Consider the following 22,770-nt stretch of genomic DNA (forward strand, 5'->3'; position numbering starts at 1 on the left):
AAATGACTGTGACTGCATATTCGCTTCCCTCCTTCCTTTCTCAATCAACCGGCAGGTTGAATTCCCGCCGTTTGATCTTAATCTCTTCATTAATGGTTCGTGCGTAAGTCAGCAGTGTCTCCCGCTGATCTTCCTTGGTATTGATCACCTTACGTACTGCGTTGATGAGATGGCGCTGCGTTGAATATCCGCCGGCGATCTCCGGGAAGCCCCGGGTCTGTGACATCTGTTCTTTCAGCACTTTCAGCTGCTTGTCAGACCAGGCCAGCTGCGTCAGCGCATCCTGATTGGCTGTCTGGTACCGGGCGGAAGCACCCAGGATGCTTTCCATCTCCCGGCCGAAGCGAACCTGCGCGTCCGCGCTCACCCACCACTTCATAAACTCCCAGGCATTTTTCTTTTTTGTTTCATTGTTTGTCGCAATCATCATACAGCACAGTCCGCTTGTCTGGGCAGTATGGTCAATGGTTCCATCCTCTTTCATCGTTCCCGGGAACAGGGTAAAGTCCCACAGGCCGCGGATTTCCGGAGCGGAAACCATGAGGGTGTTGTACATATTGTAGTTCTGGATGCCCATCGGCATCTCGCCGCTGCGGAACCGGCTCGGGAAGTCGAACACCACCGGCAGGCCGTAGTCGTTGTACAGGCTCGTATACTGCTTGAATCCGGCTACGCCTGCCTCGCTGTCCACCAGCGTGTGCTTGGCTTCCTTGTCGTAGATTTCTCCGCCATTCTGATAAATCATGGAATTCAGCACGGAGTTGTCCACAACCCGGATGTCCGGGAAATTGATACCGATCGTCAGGCTGTTGCCCTGAATCGTCGGCAGCTCCGCAATCAGCTCATCCCAGGTCTGCGGAACAGCCAGACCCAGCTCTTCCATAACGTCCTTGCGGTAGAACAGCACGGCGAAATCCTGGGTTTCAGGCAGTCCGTAAATACCGATCTTCTTGCTGTCATTATAAGTCAGCGGTTCCAGGATGCTCTTTGTAAACGGTTTGGTAACCTCTTCAAAGTCTTCAAACTGGGTCAGGTCTTCAACCGCGTTACGCATGGCATAGTTCACAGCAAACCAGCCGCTGAGGCTCAGCACCACGTCCGGGCCGTTTCCTGCGACAACAGCGGGCAGGATGGCGTCCTGCAGCACCAGCTTGACGTTCACTTTAATGCCGGTCTTTGCGGTAAAGGTATTGTCAACCAGATTCTTCAGCACCGTACTCTGGTCGCGGCCCGTGGTGATCCAGATCTCCACCACGTCGTCCGTATCCTCATACTTGTCGCCCAGGCTGTTATAGTCTACGGTATAGGAACTCAGGCAGCTCCGGACTTCATGAATAATATCCTGGAAGACATTGCTGCGAACCTCCGGAACATTGACGTTCTCGCCTGTTACCATAATCAGATCCACGTCCAGCTTGCTCTCGGCCATGTTCTGCATTGCGGTTCCGAGCGAAGTAATGTTGTCCCGGAAGTTCTGGAAGGATTCTGTGATCCGTTCATTCTTTTTCACAAAGGTTTCAAGCTGTACAGCCAGCGTCTGTGCGGAGGCAATCCGGTCGCTCTTCTCACCGGTGATAGCCACCGTATCATCCACGATTTTATACAGGCGTTTGCTTTCCAGATCCATCGCCTCAATGGCTTCGGGATAAATCCGCTTCAGGTTGTAATCACGGTATTTATCCGGATTGGCGCCTGTCAGAACCAGGATTTTGCGGTAAATCTGGTTCAGGCGGAAGATGCTGTCTTCCACGGATTTCAGGACAGGCCCCATTTCTCCCATGGTCACTTCCATGCGGATGGAATGGCTTCCTTTCTTCAGCCAGAAGCGGAAGGGGGTGCCTTCCTTGTCGCTCAGGGTGTGCATGTCCCAACCGGTGCTGTAGCTGAATGTTACTGCTTCAAGATCTTCAAACGGAATCTCACCGTCGATATAAACGGTTCGTGCGGACAGCGCGCCGCGCTGGTACATCTGCCGTGCTTTGATGGAAATGTTGTAGTATCCGTCTTCCGGTACTTCAAACTCCCACTGGATCCACTCGCCGGGATGGGTCCAGGGTTCGCCGCCGATATAATTCAGGATTGAATTTGATACGGAATAGGGTTCTGTCAGGGCGGAGCTGCGGTCATAACGTCCGTAAAGGCTCGGCGTGCTGCGCAGCACGGCGGATTCTCCCTGGATTGTCTGGCTGTAGTTCAGCGCCTCTTCGCTGGCGGAAACCTCAGGCTGGGCTGCTGCGTATTCCGCATAAGTGGGAGACTTCATAATCGGCGTCAGCGAAACAGCGCAAAGAATCACCGGCTCATTGACAGCACGGATCGTCAGTTCATTCTCCCCTTCATTGAAATAGAAGGCATAGGGCTCTGTCTGATATCCCATGTCGTCCTTGCAGTATGCGCTCTGCTTTTCAAAGCGTTCCACCTGCGTAGGACGGATATCATTCCCCTGGTTGTCCTTGCGCACCTCGTTTGCGTCGGTCCACAGGCGAGAGAAACAAAGCGTGCTTGCGCCGGTGAAAGGAACTTCCCCGTTAATCGCAATTTCACGCTCAATATCCACACCGCGGCTTTCCACTGTCAGGTAATCCAGGCGGATATTGTACAAGCCGGCCTTAGGTACATTCACCTTCCAGGTAAGCTCTGACTCATCAGCCGTCAGCACACCGTCCGCACAGACTTCGCCGCCTTTCCCTTCGAAGGAGGCCAGGTCCACCTCAACAGCTTCACTGACAGCGGGCAGATTCGCATACTTCTCCAGATAAGAGGTATAGGTGTTGCTCCGTCCAATGCCGCTGACATCTGTGGACAGATCAGCGCCCTCATACTTGCTCCTGAAACTGTTCTCGGACCGGCTGAGCAGCCAGATCCCGGCAATTACAAGAGCAGCGACAAGGACGCCGATGAGAATGTTCCGCCATTTCCTTGACATGAGTTCATCTCCCACTTGCGACGTTTGCACGCCGGAAAATCAGATTCCCTGATACTGTGAAATTGGTTACAAATGCAATCTAAAAATACCGTGTTAATTATAATTGCAATATATTTTCATGTCAATTGTACGTACAAAAAAGCGACATCTGGCAGACGTCGCTTTCCGGAAATGTTTTCAGTGTTGAAAAATCTGGTTTATCGGATTTCAGCTCCGAGTTTGAATTTCAGATTCCCAAGAATTTTTTTAATGTATTTATCCAGTTCTTCAGGGGTCAGGGCTTTGTCGGCCGCCTCAAAGGTGATCTTGAAGGCCATGCTCTTGCGTCCCTCGCCGATCTGTTCTCCCCGATAAATGTCGAACAGTTCCACGTCGCTGACGCTCGGGCAGGCCCGGGCAATTTCCTTCATGAGGTCGCCGCAGGCCGTCTCCTCCGCCACCGTCAGTGCCAGGTCGCGCACAACGGACGGGAATACAGACAGAGGACGATACCGGAAACTGGCAGCCATGTGGTTCATCATGGCGTTGTAATCAATTTCGCCCAGGAAGATCTTGTGATTGGACTTGGCGTCCTTGTGCAGCTTCAGTTCACCCGTCACTTCGTTGGCCAGCTTTCCGAAGCAGCCGATCCGTTCTCCTTCACAAAGGATGTAGGCGGCGATTCCGGGATGCAGCCACGGCACGTCGACAGCCCGTTCCACGTCGAAGGACAGACCGAGGGCTTCACCCAGCGCTTCAACGGTTCCCTTCACGGTAAAGAAATCCTCAGCGTCACCGAAGGCTGCGAAACCAAGATGCGGCCTTTCTTCCGGCATCTCCCCGTCCCTCGGAATATAGATGTTGCTGATCTCGAAGATCCGGCCGTCGTTGTTGCCCTTCTTCAGGTTCTCCACCACAACGTTCACCAGGCTGGGTGCCAGCAGAGGCCGCATGATGGAAAGGTTGACTGAAATCGGGTTTTTGATGCGCAGCACATTCCGTTCCGGCGCGCCTTCCGGAATCCGCAGGAAATCCAGGTCGCTGTCGGAATAGAAGGACATGGTGTAGGCTTCATGATAGCCCTGTCCGCACATGATCCGGCAGACACGATCCCTGCGCTGCTGTGCCGGGGTCTTGCCGCCGCTGGTCACGGTCGCCGCCTTCAGGAAGGTGGGGATCACGTGATCATAACCGTATTCGCGGATTACTTCCTCCGCCAGGTCCGGTTCGCCGACCTCAATATCTTCACGGTAACGCGGGGCAGTTACGTCCAGCGTATCGCCGTCCTGCTTCACTTCAAAGTTCAGATTCTTCAGAATCCGCAGCACGTCCTCCGCCGGCACTTCGATGCCGAGAATCGCGTTGATCCGCTTCAGGCTGGCGGTAAACCGCTTTCCTTCCCTCGGTGCTCCGGCGCTGCAGTCAAAGGTGCTGGAGGTGATCTCACCGCAGCCCAGCTCCTGGATCAGGTGCAGTGCGCGGGCCATACCCAGCTCTGTAATGTATTCGCTGATGCCCTTCTCAAACCTGGCGGAAGAATCGCTGCTCTGTCCCAGCGCACGGGAAGTTTTCCGTACGTTGTCCCGGGCAAATTTGGCCGCCTCAAAAAGCAGCTGGGTTGTCTTCTCCGTAATCTCGCTGTTCAGGCCGCCCATGATACCGGCCAGGGCCACAGGACGGTTTCCGTCGCAGATCACGAGGTTGTCAGGCGTCAGGGTGAATTCCTTTTCGTCCAGCGTCTGGATCTTCTCGCCGTCTTTAGCCCGGCGGACAATGATACGGCGATCCTGCAGCTGATCCATGTCGAAGGCATGCATCGGCTGGCCGATCTCCAGCAGCACATAGTTCGTGATATCAACCACATTGGAAATGCTGCGCAGTCCGCACAGGGCCAGGTTCCGTTTCATCCACCGCGGGCTCTCCCCGACGGTGATATTGCGTACACCGTGTCCCAGGTAGCGCGGGCACAGATCAGGCGCTTCCACGGTGATGTCCAGGCCGGGGAAAACGTAATCGCTGACCGTGTAGTCGGTGGCAGGCATCTTCAGTTCCTTACCGAGGGCGGCCGCCACCTCACGGGCAATGCCCAGGATACTCTGGCAGTCCGGACGGTTCGCCGTAATGGTGACGTCAAAGATATAATCATTCATTCCGACAACTTCACGGATATCCGTTCCCGGTAACGTGTCCTTCGGCAGATCCATGAGGCCATAGACCTCCGCGCCGGGATACAGGTCGTCATTCAGGCCCAGTTCCTCACCGGAGCAGAGCATACCGTCTGAAGGGATCCCCTTCAGGGGCTTTGCCTTGATGGTGATTCCTCCGGGCAGCGTGGAATTGTCCAGCGCAGCAGGCGTATGCATGCCCGCATAAACGTTCGGCGCGCCGGTCACAATCTGGATCGGATTACCGTAGGAACCGCAGTTCACCTGGCAGATCTGCAGGTGTGTGCCTTCCACAGGTTCGCAGGAGAGCACCTCGCCCACGACCACGCGGCTGACTTCCTTTCCCAGGTCGATCAGCTCTTCCACTTCAAAACCGCAGCCGAACAGCTTCTCCTGAAGCTCTTCCGCTGTGATATCAATATCCACATATTCCTTTAACCAGCTGTAAGGTACTTTCATCTTTTATCTCCCCTGCCCTGCATTATCATTCCATAAACTGTTTCTGTCCTGGTATGATAGTCTAAGTAATAATTCTGAATTCTTAATTCTGAATTCTGAATTTGATGTCATTCTTTGAATTGCTTCAGGAATCTCATATCGTTCTCAAACAGCAGTCCGATATTGTTGATACCGTACTTCAGCATGGTGATCCGCTCAATGCCGATACCGAACGCGATGCCGGAATAGACGTTCGGATCGATGCCGCAGTTTTCCAGCACCTTGGGATGAACCACACCGCCGCCGAGCACTTCAATCCAGCCGGTGTGCTTGCACAGGCTGCAGCCCTTGCCGCCGCATTCAAAACAGCTGACGTCCACTTCAACGCTCGGTTCTGTGAAGGGGAAATAGCTGGGACGGAGCCGGGTGCGCACGTCCGCGTCAAAAATCTGCTGCACGAACTTGTCCAGCATACCCTGCAGGTCGCACAGGGTAATGCCCTTGTCCACCACCAGGCCTTCCATCTGATGGAACATGGGAGAATGGGTCGCGTCGCTGTCGGAACGGAAAACCCGTCCGGGAACCAGCACCTTGATCGGCGGCTTCTGCATGTCCATCACGCGGATCTGGCCGCCGCTTGTCTGCGTACGCAGCAGCAGTTCATTTTCCAGGTAGAAAGTATCCTGCATATCACGGGAAGGATGATCCTTCGGCACGTTCAGGCGGGTAAAGTTGTGATCATCATCCTCGATTTCCGGTCCTTCGAAAATATCGAAGCCCATGCTGGCAAAAACGTTGATCATTTCATTCTTCACCAGCGTCAGGGGATGCAGTCCGCCCAGCGGCAGTCCCTTTCCGGGCAGGGTAATATCCACCTGTTCCCGGCGGTTGCGGGCAGCCAGCTCAAGCTCGTCCATCTTTGCGCTCAGGGCCTGGTACTTTTCTTCCACCAGCACCTTGAACTCATTGATGACTTTGCCCATAGCCGGCCGGTCTTCCTTGGCCACGGCACCCAGGCCCTTCATCAGATCGGCGATGGCACCCTTCTTGCCCAGAAACTCCTGCCAGAATTCAGCCAGCTTTTCCTTTGTGTCGATCTGGCCGATTTTCTGTTCCATCTGTTCCTGCAGTGCCTTGATCTTCTGCTCCATGTGCTCCACTCCCGTGCAATCATGATTTGTCTCATCAAAACGATCACCGGTGATCCTGTTATCACCAATTACCGTAATTATGAATTATGGATTATGTAGCATAAAATGTCAATTCTTTATTGGTTTTTCTTAGTTTTAGTGCCTTATACATAAACAAAGAGCGAAGCCTTTACGCCTCGCTCTCTGATCATTCTGAATTCTTAATTCTGAATTTTATTGTGCGTTCTTCACCAGTGTTTTAATGTCCTCCACCACAGCCTTGATATCGGTGTTCGCAGTCATGTTCGCTTCCACCGTCTTGCAGCTGTGCAATACCGTCGTATGATCCCGGCCGCCGAATACCGTTCCGATCTGGGGCAGGCTCATGCCTGTCATCTCCCGGGTCAGGTACATGGCAATCTGCCGGGGCACCGTGATTTCCCGTTTCCGGGTGGGACCGGTCATGTCATCCATGGACAATCCGTAATAATCGCTGACGGTCTGCATGATCAGCTCGGAGGTGATCTGCTTATGCCGTTTGGAATCGAAGATCTCCTTCAGGGCCCGCTCGCAAAGATCCAGGGTGATCGGTTCCTTCACCAGGGTGGAATAAGCCACCAGCCGGGTCAGGCAGCCTTCCAGTTCACGGATGTTGCTGTCAATCTTGCCGGCGATCAGCTGCAGCACATCGTCCGGCACTTCGATATTGTCCTGCACGGTCTTCTCCCGCAGGATAGCCACACGGGTATCCACGTCCGGACGCTGAATGTCGGCCACCAGACCCCACTCGAAACGGCTGCACAGCCGTTCCTCCAGGCGTTGGATATCCTTCGGCGGTTTATCGCTGGTCAGGATAATCTGCTTGTTGTCATTATGCAGTTCATTGAAGGTATTGAAGAACTCCTGCTGGGTACTCTCCCGGCCGGCGATGAACTGGATATCGTCCACCATCAGCACGTCAACCTTCCGGATCTTCTCCCTGAATTCATAGGTCTTCTTCAGCTGGATCGCGCTGATCAGTTCGTTGGTAAAGCTTTCGCTGGTCATGTACAGGATTTTCTTCTTCGGATCAGACTGATGGATGAAATGTCCGATTGCCTGCATCAGGTGGGTCTTGCCAAGACCCACGCCGCCGTATATGAACAGCGGGTTATAGGCTTCCGCGGGGCTCTCGGCCACCGCCAGCGCCGCGGCATGGGCAAAGCGGTTACCGTTGCCAACCACGAAGCTTTCAAAAGTATATTTGGGATTGAGATGGGGATCTGTATCATCCGTTTTATCCGTATCTTCATCGGTTTCAGTACGGGCTTTCATCTCATCCTTCGTCAGCAGCACAATATGGACAGCCTTGCCGGCTACTTCCGTCAGTTTCCGCTCAATCAGATCCGCATACTTGTTCTGGATCATGGAGATCATGCGTTCCATTTTCACCACGACAAACAGAGTATCGTCCTCCAGCATCCCGGGCACCATATTGCCGTCTACCCACGTGCTGTAGGACACGTAGTTCATTTCCCGCGACAGCAGGGCACACGTCTGCTCCCAGAGCGACTCCATGTTCATCAATACATTCTCCATTCATCTGGTTATTAAAACGCAAAAGCGATGATTTGCTTCATATGCTGCAAAAGGCGGCGAAAAAAGCGCACGAGGGTTCGTGAGCTGTGGATAACCGGGCTGTGGAAAACTGGCCTTTTGCAAACCGGCTCGACTATCATAGCAAAAACATTGAGTAATTTCAAGGTTCTTGCCCTGTGGATAAAACGATTAAAATGTTAGAATTCTTTCATTTTTTCTGTCAAGGTTTTGTATTTGTTCCGGCCGACTCCACTAGATTTATGGTATAGGCCGTTTTTTTGCATCGTTTTTTTCCTGTTTTTTGTATTCGCCGACAAAATCGCCGTGAAAAGTTAACAATTACTTCATTTTATGATATCATACAGTATACATTATATAAGGAAACTATTACGGAGGGATGGGCATGATCGAAGCCTGGCATGTTAGGGAAGCCCTGCGTTTCCGCTTCGGGTCTGCCCTGGTGGACCGTCCCGGAATCTGGGAGAAGGCTGCCGCGCTCTTACGGAACTTTGCACCTTACCGGGATACCTTCTCCGATCTGGCCGCCAGTCTCGAGGATGTGCTTTTCAATACAGTCTATGAGCAGCTCGGCCCCTCCATGGGTGCACAGATGGATAACGGCACTGTACGCCGGATCCGTTCGGCAGAGTTCAGGGACGCCTCCGATGATGTGATGGGCGTTCTTTTTGATCATCTGAAGGTCTACTCTGTCACCTACGACTCCCTGCATCAGTACTGCATGGACACCGGTTCCTTCTCTGCCATGCGCGTACTCTATACCCGATATGCTGATTTCATGCCCGCCTCGGAGCGGAAGATCATTGCCAGGATCATCCGGGACAGCCGGCCCCGTGCTGAATGGGAGCCCTGGATGGATCCGGAAGACGTTCCGCCCGCACCGGCGCGTTAGAAAATTCATAATTCACAATTCATAATTCATAATGATCTATTGTCTCCTCTGTTAATCCTGATGAAAGAATATATAATTCTGAATTCTTAATTCTGAATTCTGAATTGAAATGAGGTTCTCCATGAAGAAATTACTTGCCCTTCTGCTTGTACTTACGCTTTTCCTTCCGGCTCTTGCTGCCGCAGAAACTATCGTTACCAGCTTTTACCCTGTCTGGATTCTGACCCTGAACCTGACTGAAGGGATTGAATCCGTCAAAGTTGTGAACCTGGCGGAGCCGACAACGGGCTGCCTGCACGATTACACCCTGCAGAACTCCGATATGGTCACGCTTTCACAGGCGGATGCCCTGCTGGTCAACGGCGCTGGAATGGAATCTTTCCTGCCGGTCGTTACGGGAGCGTATCCCAATCTGCCGGTCATTGACGCGACTGCCGGCCTTCCCTTTCTCCACGAATCAGACACCGTCGAAATCGGCGAAGCCGAAGAGGACGAGGAAGTCAATTCCCATCTCTGGCTGGATCCCCAGCGGGCTGCCGGTATGGCTGCCAACCTGGCGGAAGGATTGATCCGCCTGATGCCGGACAGGGAGGCGGAAATCCTGGAAAACCTGCATGCGTATCAGGAACGTCTTCAGGCGCTGGATGAAACCATCCGGGAGGAGACCAAAGACATAGACCGGAAAGTCATCATCTTCCATGAGGCTTTCCCCTACTTTGCCGAAGCCTGCGGGCTGACTGCCGCGGCCGTTGTCAACAAGGAACCGGAAGACATCCTGCCGACCGCACAGCTGGTCCGGGTGACAGAACTCATCTTCAACCTCGGCATCCCGATGCCGCTGATCCTGAAATCGGCTGAAGAGGATCCTTCCGTCAACACCCTGGTTAACGAGACCGGCATCCCCGTCTGCGAACTGGATCCCATGACCAGCGGTCCTGAAAACCCGCCCCTGGATTACTATGAATCCATCATGATGCAGAACGTCAAAACCCTGTTAAACGCTATAGCTCAGTAAAACTCTTTATAATTCTGAATTCTTAATTCTGAATTCTGATTTAAGAAAGGATCATCTATGTTCAGCGTAAGTCCGGAAATCTACTCGGTTCTTTCCCAGGCTTCACGCTGGCTTTTTATTGTCCTTGCGCTCATGCTCCTGTTCCTGGCCTTCTCCTGGCATCATTCCGACCGGAAAGAGCGCCGGGATCGGTTCAAAAATCTCCCGGGTGCCGGAACCGTGGGTGAACTCGTCGTTCTTTCCGGCAGTGATGAACTGCCCGTGGATACCTGGTTTCCTGTCCCCCGGGAAGGCGTGCTTGGTTCGCTGCGCTCCTGCGATCTGGTCATTCCCTGCCCCGGTGTGAGTTCACATCACCTTGATTTCTCCTGGCAGGATGGAACAGGTCTGCTGATCCGTCCCCGGGTTGGCTGTGAAGTCCTGATCGACGGTGTCCCCGTCACCCGCAGGGGCATGGATATGCCGCTGGTACATGGATCCGTGCTGCAGATCGGCAGTGCCGTACTCAGGCTGCAGCTTTTTGCCGCCCTTTCTCATACTAACCGAACCTTTATTCCCCCGCAGCCTGCCGTCGTTTCCTTTTCTGATCCGATGCCGCAGCCTGTACAGGTTCCGATGCAGTATCCGCAGGAACCCATGAATGTGCAGCCTGCTTTCTACCCGCCTTCCTGGCAGGAACCGGGTCCCCTTCAGATGCCCGTCGAACAGCCTGTTCCGGTTCAGCCGGTTCCTCAGCAAGTCCCGGAACAGCAGCCTGTACAGGAAGTACCGCCGCAGGCGCCTGCTGCCCCGCGCCGTAAACGCGCTGATCGCTGGAAGGAGGACTGGAGCGAATGACAAAGCAAAAATCCTCTGCCCGCTTCCGTTTCAGCGGCGTTATGCTGTTCCTCGCCCTGTTTTTCTTCCTGGTTCCGGCGCTGCAGGCGGGAGATTACAGGCTCTACATGCTTGCCGCAGGCGTCCCCTGCGCCATGCTGCTGTGCTGTACCATCCTTGCCCGGGCTTTTTCCCTGGACAGGCTGATCCTGGCCTTATCTCTCTTCTTCTGTTCCGTGGGGATCGCCTCCCTGGCCATGACTGTACCGGACACTGCCCTGGTTCAGGCTGTCAGCTGTGGCATCGGGATCATTGTCCTGATCGTCGGTGCCATCCTGATCCGTTCCCTGTCCGGTTCCTTGCTCACTGCTATATCCGCGGCCTTCCTCGGCCTGCTTCTGCTGGCCGGAAAGCTGATTGCGCCCACCTTCACCCTGCCGGTCACGCAGCCCGCGCTGGCTCTGCTGCTGATTGCCTTCGCCGTTCTCCTTTCCCGGGAAGGACCGATCTCCGCGGCTGGCCTCGGCATTGCCGCCGCTGTCCTGCTGCTGCTCCGGGGTGAAACAGCGGATGCCCTGATCTGGGGACTCACGACCCTGCTGCTCCTCTTTGCGGCCGACGGCCGTCTGCTGGTTGTCCTGCCTTCACTGGCTGCCTTTGTGCTCCTGTTCTACGGCATGTACACAGCCCATACGCCTGCCCTTGTTTCCCAGGAAGCGTTATCTGCGGATACGCTGAAGGCCGTCGGAGCCTTGGGAGCGGACCTGTTTCCGGAGGGATTGTCTGTTCCGGAATCCGGTTCCCTTTTCTCCCGCCTGCTCGGCCATTACGGCCTGGTTTTCACCGGCCTGACGGTGCTGCTGTATCTTCCCCTTATCCTGCACGGAACCACGGTGGCTTCCTGTGCCCGGATGCGTTTTCATGCGATCCTTGCCATGGGAATCTGCCTGCTTCTGGGCTTATACACGCTGTCATCTGTCTTGTCGTTCTTCGGCTTCCTGCCCTTCAGTGAACTGGAAATGCCGCTTATGACAACGTCCCTTCCTTCACTTTGTGCCCATTTCTTCCTCGCCGGGATCCTCTGCGGTATTTCCGGCCGGAACGATTCTGACCTGGCAGAGGATGCCCATCTGGCCATGCTGGCCAAGTGATTTCCCTGAACTGAAAGGACTATTGTATGAAACAGATGCGTTCCCGTTTCCGCCTGCTCACGCTGCTGATTGTCTGCGCTTTTCTGCTGACAGTTGTGCTGTGCACGGGACACGTTCTGAAAACCACCGGGGTCTCGCTCTCTTCCCTCTCTCTTCCTGTTCCCGGCCTGTCCTCGTCTCCGGATCCTTCAGTCTCACCGGAAAGCTCTCCGTCCCCGGAAAGCACACCTGATCCCTGGGCAGGTTTTTCGGTCGAAAACACGGTTCCGGGGACTGACAATCCTCCGGAAGAAGAGTATAATGTATTGGGCCTCTGATCCCCTGTGAAAGGAATGAACGACCAATGATAAAGATGAAACGCGCCCTGGCGCTTATGCTTGTTTTGATCCTCTGCTGCTCCACTTCTCTGGCTGCGAAAAAGAAAGCCACGGAATACACAGCCCGGGAGATCACCACGGAAGTTGTTCAGGATATCCCGGCTGAAATCCAGAACATGCTGGACATTGCCTATGAGCAGCTGATCGAAACCGACGGTAAAAACCTGAAGGAAAAGAACAAATACACCAAATGGCGGAACGACTACAAATTTGAGTGGTGCGGCGGTTTCGTTACCTGGTGCATGCTGGAAGCCGGCATCCCTATGGAGGAAAAGAACAAGATTGAAGACGGTGAAGTCGATGGTCTGTTCCACGTAAAGGAAGCCGGTGTCGGAAAGCTTTATGAAGGATATGCCAAGCTGAACCGGATTACCCGCGTACCCCAGAAAGGCTATATCGCCGTCTATGGCAATGAAGGCTCCGGCGGTTCCACGCCTTATTATCATGTGGGTCTTGTTTACGACGTGGAAAAGCTTTCCGACGGCATTTACCGGATCACCACCATTGAAGGCAACGTAAAAGGACATACCGTAAAAATGTATATCCGCGATTACGATCTGAATAAGGCTTCCGACAAAAAGCAGAAGCCCAAGGATATGTCCCTTGTTCCACAGGAAGAACGTGACCGTGAGGAAACCAACATCTTCTCCTATGGCTACGCCTATACCAAGAAGAATATGTATATCACGATCTTCCTCATGCCCTGGATCCCGGAAGAATCTCAGGAGTCAACGGAGGAATAATTCATGCTGTGGATGTACGCTGTATGCGCTCTGTCCATCTTTGTCTGCCTTCCTTTCTTTCTGTATTACAAAAAAGCACTGCATATGAAGCTTGCGGCTGCTTTTAAATCCCTTGGAACCCTCTGTGCGGCAAGTCTTGCGTTGACTGCCGCCATTCGTCTGGATCCGCAGTACTGGATCTGCTTTGCAGCCCTGTTATTTCATGCAATAGCAGACTGGATTCTGGAATTCAACATGTATATCGGCGCCGGATTCTTCATTGCCGGGCATATCTGCTATATCGGTTTCTTTACCCGTCTCTGCCCGGTCGCCGGCTTCCACCTGATTGCGGCCTTGTGCTTGCTGGGAATCATGGTTTTCCTCCTCTGGCGCTGGCGGAAGCCCATCGGAAAAACCATGCCCATCATTGCGGTTTATGGCACTATTCTCTGCCTCGCGTCAGCCTGTGCAATTGCCTGTTTCACCCTTAATACTCTCCAGGGCCAGCTGATCGCCATCGGCGGCGCACTCTTCTTCATCAGCGACGTGATGATCCTTGCCCGCCTCCTCTTCACTGCCGGCCGCTCCGTCGACTGGGCCATCATGATCACCTACTACGCCGCCCAGCTCCTTTTCGGCCTCTCCTGCCTTCTGTAATTTATTAATATGCATATCCCCGCCTGCACACCCACAGGCGGTCTTTTTATACCTGTTCGCCATAAAACAGACCGTATTTCTTTCTCAATCCACATATTTTGTATATAACAAGTATATATACTGTTGAAAGTATTAAAGTATCTTTACACTGCTGCCTATTGAACAGCAGCGCCCTGTGTTCGGTATGAAATAAAACCAGGTTTAAGCACACTCAGCATACCTTGTCAAGGACACATCGGCTGCGCCGTGCCTTTGTCATCCTTGACATGCTATGCTTCCAGTGCACAAAAGCAATCAAGGAGGTGCATAGCACCTCCTGTCAATCAGAATTGCCCAATTCATTCATGATTCAGTATCTTTGCGTTGTTGCCTATCAGATTGCGGTACTCTGTGTTGGTATGAAATAAAACTAGTTTGAAGCACAGTCAGCATACCCAGTCAAGGACACAGCGGCTGCGCCGTGCCTTCGGCATCCTTGACATGCTATGCTGCCAGTGCATCAAAGCAATCAAGGAGGTGCATAGCACCTCCTGTCAATCAGAATTGCCAATCCAATCATTGTTCAATATTGCAAAGTATCTTTGCACTGCTGTAGGCAGCAGTGCTCTGTGTTCGGTATGGAACATGGGAGCGAGCCGAATGTCAGCCCAGTGGGCTGTCGGCGAAGCCGAATTGAGGCGGAGTCCTGTCGTGCGCGGTGCGCGAGGCGGGAATTCCGCCCGCGGTGCGCGCGCGAATCCTTACCGAAACGAGCAATGCGACCGCTCCAAGGGAGCAGTGCGACGATTGAGGTTGCGGAGGGACCTCTTCGTCTCCCCTCTCACCGCCTGTGTTTCTAAATCCATTTGGCTACAAAGTATTTTAGCAGTTGCGTAAGCAACTGCCTATTTGGAATCCGGGGAGTGATCCGAGTAATGGCCCAGTGGGGCATTCGCCAAAGGCGAAAACGAGGTGAGCGAGTCAATCGAAACGAGCAGAGGGCCGAAGCGTCCCCGCGAGATTCTCTGCGACGATTGAGATTGCGGGGGCGCGCCGCCTTGATTCCACAAAAAAATCACCTGATTACTCAGGTGATTTTTTTGGAATCCGGCGGCGACCTACTCTCCCGGGCCGTTACCAGCCAAGTACCATCGGCACTGAAGAGCTTAACTTCTGTGTTCGGTATGGGAACAGGTGGGACCTCTTCGTCATTGCCACCGAAAATGGTTCAGTGTCCTTGCGCACACTGACAACTGCACAGCTACAATATTCAGGAAAATCTGACCTGTTAGTTTATCTGTTACCTTAATTGGTCTCTGGACCAATCATGAAATCAAGCCCTCGACCTATTAGTATCATCAAGCTCCATGCGTTACCGCACTTCCACCGATGACCTATCTACCTGGTAGTCCTCCAGGGGTCTTACTTGCTTGCGCAATGGGAGTCTTTATCTTGAGGTGGGCTTCACGCTTAGATGCCTTCAGCGTTTATCCCGTCCGCATTTCGCTTCCCTGCTATGCCGTTGGCACGACAACAGTTGCACCAGTGATGCGTCCATTCCGGTCCTCTCGTACTAGGAACAGCTCCTCTCATGACTCCTACGCCCACGATGGATAGGGACCGAACTGTCTCACGACGTTCTGAACCCAGCTCGCGTGCCGCTTTAATTGGCGAACAGCCAAACCCTTGGGACCTGCTTCAGCCCCAGGATGCGACGAGCCGACATCGAGGTGCCAAACCTCCCCGTCGATGTGGACTCTTGGGGGAGATCAGCCTGTTATCCCCGAGGTAGCTTTTATCCGTTAAGCGACGGCTTTTCCACTCAATACCGCCGGATCACTAAGCCCGACTTTCGTCTCTGCTCGAATTGTCACTCTCGCAGTCAGGCACCCTTCTGCCTTTGCACTCTTCGAATGATTTCCATCCATTCTGAGGGTACCTTTGGGCGCCTCCGTTACTCTTTCGGAGGCGACCGCCCCAGTCAAACTGTCCACCTGACACTGTCCATTACCCGGTTCACGGGTCCATGTTAGAATTCCAGTAACAGAAGAGTGGTATCCCAACAGCGACTCCGCTAAGACCGAAGTCCTAACATCCAAGTCTCCCACCTATCCTGTGCATCCGTTACCGAAATCCAATATCAGGCTACAGTAAAGCTCTACGGGGTCTTTCCGTCCAGTCGCGGGTAATGGGCATCTTCACCCATACTTCAATTTCACCGGGCCCCTGTTGAGACAGCGCTCAAATCGTTACACCATTCGTGCGGGTCGGAACTTACCCGACAAGGAATTTCGCTACCTTAGGACCGTTATAGTTACGGCCGCCGTTTACTGGGGCTTCGGTTCGATGCTTCGATTGCTCTAACATGTTCCCTTAACCTTCCAGCACCGGGCAGGTGTCAGCACCTATACGTCAGCTCTCGCTTTCGCAGATACCTGTGTTTTTGCTAAACAGTCGCTTGAGCCTATTCTCTGCGGCCTCTCTCGAGGCACCCCTTATCCCGAAGTTACGGGGTCATTTTGCCGAGTTCCTTAACAAGGGTTCTCCCGTTCGTCTCAGGATTCTCCTCGCCCACCTGCGTCGGTTTCCGGTACGGGTACCTTCAGATATACTAGCAGCTTTTCTCGCCAGCGTGAACTCATCTGCTTCCCTACTTAATTTCGGTCCACATCACACCTCAGCTTAAAGGAACGCGTACTTCACTACGTTCCAACCTCAGTGCTTGTACGGAGTTGACCATCACCCCGCTCAGACTATCCTTCTGTGTCACTGCTTCATTCTTCGGTAGTGCAGGAATATACACCTGCTGTCCATCGCCTACGACTTCCGTCCTCGGCTTAGGCCCCGACTTACCCTGGGTGGATGAACCTTCCCCAGGAAACCTTGGGCTTTCGACGGCGAAGTTTCTCGCTTCGCTCTCGCTACTCATACCGGCATTCTCTCTTCTGTGCGGTCCACCGTGCCTCTCGATACGGCTTCAGCCCCCACAGAACGCTCCTCTACCACGCGCTTACGCGCATCCATCGCTTCGGTGTCACGTTTTAGCCCCGGACATTTTCGGCGCACAACCACTCGACCAGTGAGCTATTACGCACTCTTTAAATGTGTGGCTGCTTCTGAGCCAACATCCTGGTTGTCTGTGCAATTCCACATCCTTCTCCACTTAACGTGTACTTTGGGACCTTAGCGGTTGATCTGGGGTGTTCCCCTTTGCCCGCGGAACTTATCTCTCGCGGACTGACTCCCATGGTTTGCATTGTATGGTATTCGCAGTTTGATAGAGTTTGGTAGGATTTGAGTCCCCCGCGCCCATTCAGTGCTCTACCCCCATCAATTATCCATGAGGCTAGCCCTAAAGCTATTTCGAGGAGAACCAGCTATCTCCGGGTTCGATTGGAATTTCTCCCCTATCCACAGCTCATCCCCGCCTTTTTCAACAGACGTCTGGTTCGGTCCTCCATGGGATTTTACTCCCACTTCAACCTGGCCATGGATAGGTCACCCGGTTTCGGGTCTACGTCATGCAACTATCGCCCTATTCAAACTCGCTTTCGCTTCGGCTCCGGACCTTCAGTCCTTAACCTCGCTGCATAACGTAACTCGCCGGTCCGTTCTACAAAAAGTACGAGATCGTACATAACGTGTACTTTCTCTGCTTGTAAACACAGGGTTTCAGGTTCTCTTTCACTCCCCTCCCGGGGTTCTTTTCACCTTTCCCTCACGGTACTATGCGCTATCGGTCACCATATCGTATTTAGGCTTGGATGGTGGTCCACCCTGCTTCCCGCCGGGTTTCACGTGCCCTGCGGTACTCTGGTATCAGTTAGCTGGTTGACTCTTTCGCTTACGGGGCTGTTACCCTCTTTGGCTGAGCTTTCCATCTCTCTTCGGCTAAAGTCTTCCATACACGTTACTGACCCACAACCCCGGGGAGCATGCCCCCCGGTTTGGCCTCTTTCCCGTTCGCTCGCCGCTACTTAGGAAATCTTTAAATTAATTTCTCTTCCTGCGGGTACTTAGATGTTTCAGTTCCCCGCGTGCCCTCCTGTAAGACTATGGATTCATCTTACGGTGACAGGTTCTTCACCTGCCGGGTTTCCCCATTCGGATGTCTACGGATCGGTGCCTGCTTGCGGCTCCCCGTAGCTTATCGCAGCTTGCCACGTCCTTCGTCGGCGTATGGTGCCAGGGCATCCACCCTGTGCTCTTTGTAGCTTGATTTCTCGTCGTTCTTGATCCTGAGACCAATTTGAGTAAAATTGTTTACCTTTAACTGGTCTTTCCTGAATCTTGTTTCTTTGCTGTGCAGTTGTCAAGGTGCGCGTGCCTCTTCTCAAATTGAGAAAGAGTGTGGGTCGCAGTGGACTCGAACCACCGACCTCCCGCTTATCAGGCGGGTGCTCTAACCGACTGAGCTAGCGACCCATGTGAGTGGAGATTAGCGGGATCGAACCGCTGACCTCCTGCTTGCAAGGCAGGCGCTCTCCCAGCTGAGCTAAACCCCCACATAATCGGCACTATTCATTTAAGCTCGGAGCTTCGCGAGCCTTGAAGACGATACAGAGTTTTGCGCGCTGTAAGGAACAGCTCAATTCTTTTTCGAACGTTCGTTGACGTTCCGTTTGCTTCTTTGAAGCTTTTTTATGACGACCGGTTTTATCCGGTCGATCGACCTCGGTTTCGGCGTCCACCTTTCGGCTTCTGCTTTCTCCCTAGAAAGGAGGTGATCCAGCCGCACCTTCCGATACGGCTACCTTGTTACGACTTCACCCCAGTCATTGGTCTTGCCTTAGGCGGCTGGCTCCTTGCGGTTACCTCACCGACTTTGGGCACTCCCAACTCCCATGGTGTGACGGGCGGTGTGTACAAGGCCCGGGAACGTATTCACCGCGGCATGCTGATCCGCGATTACTAGCAACTCCGACTTCATGTGGGCGGGTTGCAGCCCACAATCCGAACTGGGACCACTTTTTTGAGATCCGCTCTCCCTTACGGGTTCGCTCCTCTCTGTGGTGGCCATTGTAGCACGTGTGTAGCCCAGGTCATAAGGGGCATGATGATTTGACGTCGTCCCCACCTTCCTCCGAGTTGTCCCCGGCAGTCTCTTCAGAGTCCTCAGCACTACCTGTTAGTAACTGAAAATAAGGGTTGCGCTCGTTGCGGGACTTAACCCAACATCTCACGACACGAGCTGACGACAACCATGCACCACCTGTCTCAGTATGAGCAAGCTCACGATGTATCTCTACAAGTTTTACTGGATGTCAAGACCTGGTAAGGTTCTTCGCGTTGCGTCGAATTAAACCACATGCTCCGCTGCTTGTGCGGGCCCCCGTCAATTCCTTTGAGTTTCAACCTTGCGGCCGTACTCCCCAGGCGGAATGCTTATTGTGTTAACTGCGGCACAGAAGGGGTCGATACCCCCTACACCTAGCATTCATCGTTTACAGTGTGGACTACCAGGGTATCTAATCCTGTTTGCTCCCCACACTTTCGCGCCTCAGCGTCAGTTACAGTCCAGTAAGTCGCCTTCGCCACTGGTGTTCCTCCCAATCTCTACGCATTTCACCGCTACACTGGGAATTCCACTTACCTCTCCTGCACTCAAGCCCGACAGTATCCAAAGCAATTCCCACCTTAAAAGCAGGACTTTCACTCCAGACTTACCGGGCCGCCTACGCGCCCTTTACGCCCAATCATTCCGGACAACGCTCGCCCCCTACGTATTACCGCGGCTGCTGGCACGTAGTTAGCCGGGGCTTCCTCCTTGGCTACCGTCTCTTTCTCTTCACCAAGGACAGAGGTTTACGATCCGAAAACCTTCTTCCCTCACGCGGCGTTGCTGGGTCAGGGTTTCCCCCATTGCCCAATATTCCCCACTGCTGCCTCCCGTAGGAGTTTGGGCCGTGTCTCAGTCCCAATGTGGCCGATCACCCTCTCAGGTCGGCTACCGATCGTCGACTTGGTGGGCCGTTACCTCACCAACTATCTAATCGGACGCGAGCCCACCCCTTACCGGATTGCTCCTTTGACCCCTAAGCGATGTCACTCTGTGGTCTTATGCGGTATTAGTACAACTTTCGCTGTGTTATCCCCCTGTAAGGGACAGGTTGCTCACGCGTTACTCACCCGTCCGCCGCTAGAACATTACATCTTCATATCCATCCGAAAATTTCAAATCTGTCGCAATGTCCCCGCTCGACTTGCATGTGTTAGGCACGCCGCCAGCGTTCGTCCTGAGCCAGGATCAAACTCTTCCGTTTAATCCTTAAACATCTTTCGATGTTAAACTCTTTGGAATCTTCGCTGTCTTTTTCCTTATTGCGCGTTATTATCTCTGTATCGTTTTCAAGGTTCGCTTCGCTCGGTTCCTTTGCGATCTCTCGCAAGCGAGCTTGGATAGAATAACAAAGAGCAAGCCATTTGTCAAGCACTTTTTCTCAAATTTTTCTGAAAAAGTTTTTGGTGCTCTGTTATCTGGCTGAAGTCAGCGTTTTGATCTTCCACTGGCCGTTCTCCCGGATCAGGTATGCCCGGTACTCCGCATCCTGCCACGCAGGCGGATAGAGGGCTTCATTTCCCTCTTTTGCGATCACTTCATCTGCCTTGCTGCCCTTGACACGGCCGTCAATCCGCGGAATCTTTTCCTTAACGGTAAGCCTGACGGAATTTTCCCAGGGCCAGACCCACAAAAATCCCATTTCCAGGCGGTGGTCAATACCGCGGACGTTGTAATTCTCGTAGGGAGAATTCCCCTCATCCGCTGCTCTGACAGCATTGTCGTTCTCCAGGCATCCTGCCTGGAAATACTTGTCCAGTTCTTTCCGGTTATTTTCCATCCCCATGATGTACTTTGCCCGGTTTGCCATGCCGTCCTTCAGAACAATCTGAATGTTGCTGAGATTCATCGTGTAATAGAATACTGTCATGATCAATCCCAGAATCAGGCAGAGAACCAGCAGCCGGTTCGCAAAAAACCATACGATCCGACGAAGATATTTCATGGTTGTTCTCCTTTCATGAAGGTTTCATCTGTTGATTCCGGTATCAGAGCAGTTTGATCAGCATGGTTTTCTGTTCGTCCATTTCCACAATGACCAGGCCGTCTTTTTCCAGCTGCTTCATCACGTCAGAGAAACGCTTGAATCCGATCGCCCGCTCGGTAAAGTCCGGATATGCCGTAATGATGTCCGCCTTCAGGATGGAAGGATTGACTCTGTCAAATCCTCCCTCTTTATAAGCACGAATCTGAGCGGCAAAAGCTTCCTTCCAGTTTTCACGAGTCAGCTGCGGAATGGTTTCTCCGTTGTCACTGGCGCTGTTCAGGCCGACCATAACGTTGAAGTTGTCATTATGTACCCGCAAATCGCCGAAGCGGTTTGCCAGCTTCGTCAGCAGCTTGAAGAACGTAGCGCAGCCATAAGCCTTTTCGTTGAAATCCGGACGCAGTCGCAGCAGGGTTTCCTTCAGTTCGCTGGCATAGATTTCATCCTGGTCCTGCTCTTCCAGCACGGTGGTCAGCAGCTTGTTCAGCTCGCTCTCGTCCGCCGCTTCCTCTGTGGAGACGCTGGCCTTCTGGCGCTTCGGCTTCTCCACGTTGCGCTTGCCGACAGATTCCAGGAACTGGAACTCGTTGCACGCATTGATAAAGATATTGCTGGCAGCCTCACTGCGGCTGATGCCCAACACAAACTTACCCATGCTCTTCAGCTTGCCGACCAGCGGGGTATAGTCGCTGTCACCTGACACAATGCAGAAGCTGTCGATGAGTTCGTTCTTGTATGCCACCTCAAGCGCGTCGATTACCAGCTGGATGTCCGCGTTGTTCTTCTGGCTGATTCCGTAGCGCAGGCTCGGCACAACCGTAAAGGTATTGCTCAGCAGCACTTCCTTCAGGTCGCCGAATTTATCCGTATAGCCGTAAACCTTCCCCAGCAGAATGTCACCGCGGATCTTAACCTTCTCAAGAATGCTCCGAAGGGTAGCCACCTTCGCGCCGCAGTTCTCCAGGTCAACAAAAACAGCAAATTTACTCAGAAAAAAACCTTCTTCCTTAAAGCCGCTTTCTTCCTTTCCGGGAAAACGGCAGCAGTCTCATACAGTATCCCGGCGTCAGGCCGCCGGTTCTGTCAGTATATCATCTGTCAGCTGAAATAACCAGACCTCAGTCATTCCGGAGCATCAGCTCCACTGGGCAGTGATCTGATCCGAAAACCTCCTGATGAATTCCGGCGCTCTCCAGCCGGTCTTTCAGACGATCTGAAACAATGAAATAGTCTATCCGCCACCCCGCGTTCTTTTCCCGGGCATGGAAGCGATAACTCCACCAGCTGTATTCATCCCTTGCGTCCGGATGGAACCAGCGGAAAGTGTCCACAAATCCGCTGCTCAGAAGGTGGGTCATCTTGTCCCTTTCCTCCTGGGTAAAGCCCGCGTTATGCTGATTGCTTTTCGGATTCTTCAGGTCAATCTCCTGGTGTGCCACATTCAGGTCACCGCAGAAGATCACCGGCTTCTCACTGTCCAGTTTCTGGATATAGGCAAGGAACGCGTCCTCCCACTCCATCCGGTACGGCAGTCTTGCGAGTCCGTCCTGGGAGTTGGGGGTATAAACCGTCAGGAAAAAGAACCCGGGAAACTCCAGGGTAATGACCCGGCCTTCATGATCAAAAGCATCCGTCCCGATTCCGTAGCGGACAGACAACGGCTCCTGCCGGGTAAAAACAGCCGTGCCGGAATAGCCTTTCTTCTCCGCGTAGTTCCAATACTGATGATAGCCGGGAAGATCCATATCAATCTGTCCTTCCTGCAGCTTGGTTTCCTGCAGGCAGAAAATATCGGCGTCCAGTGCGGCAAAAGTTTCCATAAAGCCCTTGCCCATCACAGCGCGCAGTCCATTCACATTCCAGGATATCAGTTTCATGATC

Annotated in this window: 14 protein-coding genes, 2 tRNA genes and 3 rRNA genes; 7 read left to right on the forward strand and 12 right to left on the reverse strand. The window is 53.2% G+C overall.

The window, feature by feature from the left end; genetic code table 11:
* Positions 1 to 40: 40 nt before the first annotated feature.
* From JYE49_RS06400 to dnaA, 4 genes are all read right to left on the reverse strand, one after another.
* Complete coding sequence (locus JYE49_RS06400; RefSeq protein WP_093958511.1) at positions 41 to 2,926, reverse strand: extracellular solute-binding protein; 2,886 nt, start codon at positions 2,924 to 2,926, stop codon at positions 41 to 43.
* A gap of 197 nt (positions 2,927 to 3,123) precedes the next feature.
* Positions 3,124 to 5,529: a phenylalanine--tRNA ligase subunit beta gene (gene pheT / locus JYE49_RS06405; RefSeq protein WP_093958510.1), complete on the reverse strand. Its 2,406-nt coding sequence runs from the start codon at positions 5,527 to 5,529 to the stop codon at positions 3,124 to 3,126.
* 107 nt (positions 5,530 to 5,636) lie between these two features.
* On the reverse strand, positions 5,637 to 6,659 hold the full coding sequence (gene pheS, locus JYE49_RS06410) for a phenylalanine--tRNA ligase subunit alpha (protein WP_093958509.1): 1,023 nt from the start codon (positions 6,657 to 6,659) through the stop codon (positions 5,637 to 5,639).
* A gap of 213 nt (positions 6,660 to 6,872) precedes the next feature.
* The gene (dnaA, locus tag JYE49_RS06415; protein WP_093958508.1) at positions 6,873 to 8,201 is read right to left on the reverse strand and encodes a chromosomal replication initiator protein DnaA; all 1,329 of its coding nucleotides are present in this window, start codon (positions 8,199 to 8,201) and stop codon (positions 6,873 to 6,875) included.
* Positions 8,202 to 8,619: 418 nt separating this feature from the next.
* Here dnaA and JYE49_RS06420 point away from each other — a divergent pair, with 418 nt between their 5' ends.
* From JYE49_RS06420 to JYE49_RS06450, 7 genes are all read left to right on the forward strand, one after another.
* Positions 8,620 to 9,126 (forward strand): hypothetical protein, encoded by a 507-nt coding sequence (locus JYE49_RS06420; protein ID WP_093958507.1) that lies wholly within the window; start codon positions 8,620 to 8,622, stop codon positions 9,124 to 9,126.
* A gap of 121 nt (positions 9,127 to 9,247) precedes the next feature.
* Positions 9,248 to 10,141 (forward strand): metal ABC transporter substrate-binding protein, encoded by an 894-nt coding sequence (locus JYE49_RS06425; RefSeq protein WP_179217454.1) that lies wholly within the window; start codon positions 9,248 to 9,250, stop codon positions 10,139 to 10,141.
* Between the two features lie 57 nt (positions 10,142 to 10,198).
* Complete coding sequence (locus tag JYE49_RS06430) at positions 10,199 to 10,978, forward strand: FHA domain-containing protein (protein ID WP_093958505.1); 780 nt, start codon at positions 10,199 to 10,201, stop codon at positions 10,976 to 10,978.
* Complete coding sequence (locus JYE49_RS06435) at positions 10,975 to 12,108, forward strand: hypothetical protein (RefSeq protein ID WP_093958504.1); 1,134 nt, start codon at positions 10,975 to 10,977, stop codon at positions 12,106 to 12,108. The genes JYE49_RS06430 and JYE49_RS06435 overlap by 4 nt, the downstream gene beginning before the upstream one ends.
* A gap of 26 nt (positions 12,109 to 12,134) precedes the next feature.
* Entirely contained in the window at positions 12,135 to 12,425 is a 291-nt protein-coding gene (locus tag JYE49_RS06440) for a hypothetical protein (RefSeq protein WP_093958503.1), read from the forward strand.
* A gap of 26 nt (positions 12,426 to 12,451) precedes the next feature.
* Positions 12,452 to 13,228, forward strand: a complete 777-nt coding sequence (locus JYE49_RS06445; RefSeq protein WP_093958502.1) for a CHAP domain-containing protein — start codon at positions 12,452 to 12,454, stop codon at positions 13,226 to 13,228.
* Positions 13,229 to 13,231: 3 nt separating this feature from the next.
* Positions 13,232 to 13,864 (forward strand): lysoplasmalogenase, encoded by a 633-nt coding sequence (locus tag JYE49_RS06450; RefSeq protein ID WP_093958501.1) that lies wholly within the window; start codon positions 13,232 to 13,234, stop codon positions 13,862 to 13,864.
* Between the two features lie 1,084 nt (positions 13,865 to 14,948).
* Here JYE49_RS06450 and rrf read toward each other — a convergent pair.
* From rrf to JYE49_RS06490, 8 genes are all read right to left on the reverse strand, one after another.
* A 5S ribosomal RNA gene (gene rrf, locus JYE49_RS06455) occupies positions 14,949 to 15,065 on the reverse strand.
* Between the two features lie 107 nt (positions 15,066 to 15,172).
* Positions 15,173 to 18,064: ribosomal RNA gene (locus JYE49_RS06460) — 23S ribosomal RNA — on the reverse strand.
* A 130-nt stretch (positions 18,065 to 18,194) separates the two neighbouring features.
* Positions 18,195 to 18,268 (reverse strand) — tRNA-Ile (locus JYE49_RS06465).
* Positions 18,269 to 18,275: 7 nt separating this feature from the next.
* Positions 18,276 to 18,348 (reverse strand) — tRNA-Ala (locus JYE49_RS06470).
* A 211-nt stretch (positions 18,349 to 18,559) separates the two neighbouring features.
* Positions 18,560 to 20,106 (reverse strand): 16S ribosomal RNA (locus tag JYE49_RS06475).
* Together the 16S, 23S and 5S rRNA genes with 2 tRNA genes alongside form the textbook arrangement of a ribosomal RNA operon.
* Positions 20,107 to 20,316: 210 nt before the next feature.
* Positions 20,317 to 20,847, reverse strand: a complete 531-nt coding sequence (locus tag JYE49_RS06480; RefSeq protein WP_093958235.1) for a hypothetical protein — start codon at positions 20,845 to 20,847, stop codon at positions 20,317 to 20,319.
* A 43-nt stretch (positions 20,848 to 20,890) separates the two neighbouring features.
* Positions 20,891 to 21,880, reverse strand: coding sequence for an NYN domain-containing protein (locus tag JYE49_RS06485; protein WP_283399466.1), 990 nt, complete (start codon positions 21,878 to 21,880; stop codon positions 20,891 to 20,893).
* 127 nt (positions 21,881 to 22,007) lie between these two features.
* Positions 22,008 to 22,766 (reverse strand): exodeoxyribonuclease III, encoded by a 759-nt coding sequence (locus JYE49_RS06490; RefSeq protein ID WP_369413340.1) that lies wholly within the window; start codon positions 22,764 to 22,766, stop codon positions 22,008 to 22,010.
* Between the last annotated feature and the right edge of the window lie 4 nt (positions 22,767 to 22,770).

Source organism: Aristaeella hokkaidonensis, assembly GCF_018128945.1.
GTDB classification, from domain to species: Bacteria; Bacillota; Clostridia; order Christensenellales; family Aristaeellaceae; genus Aristaeella; species Aristaeella hokkaidonensis.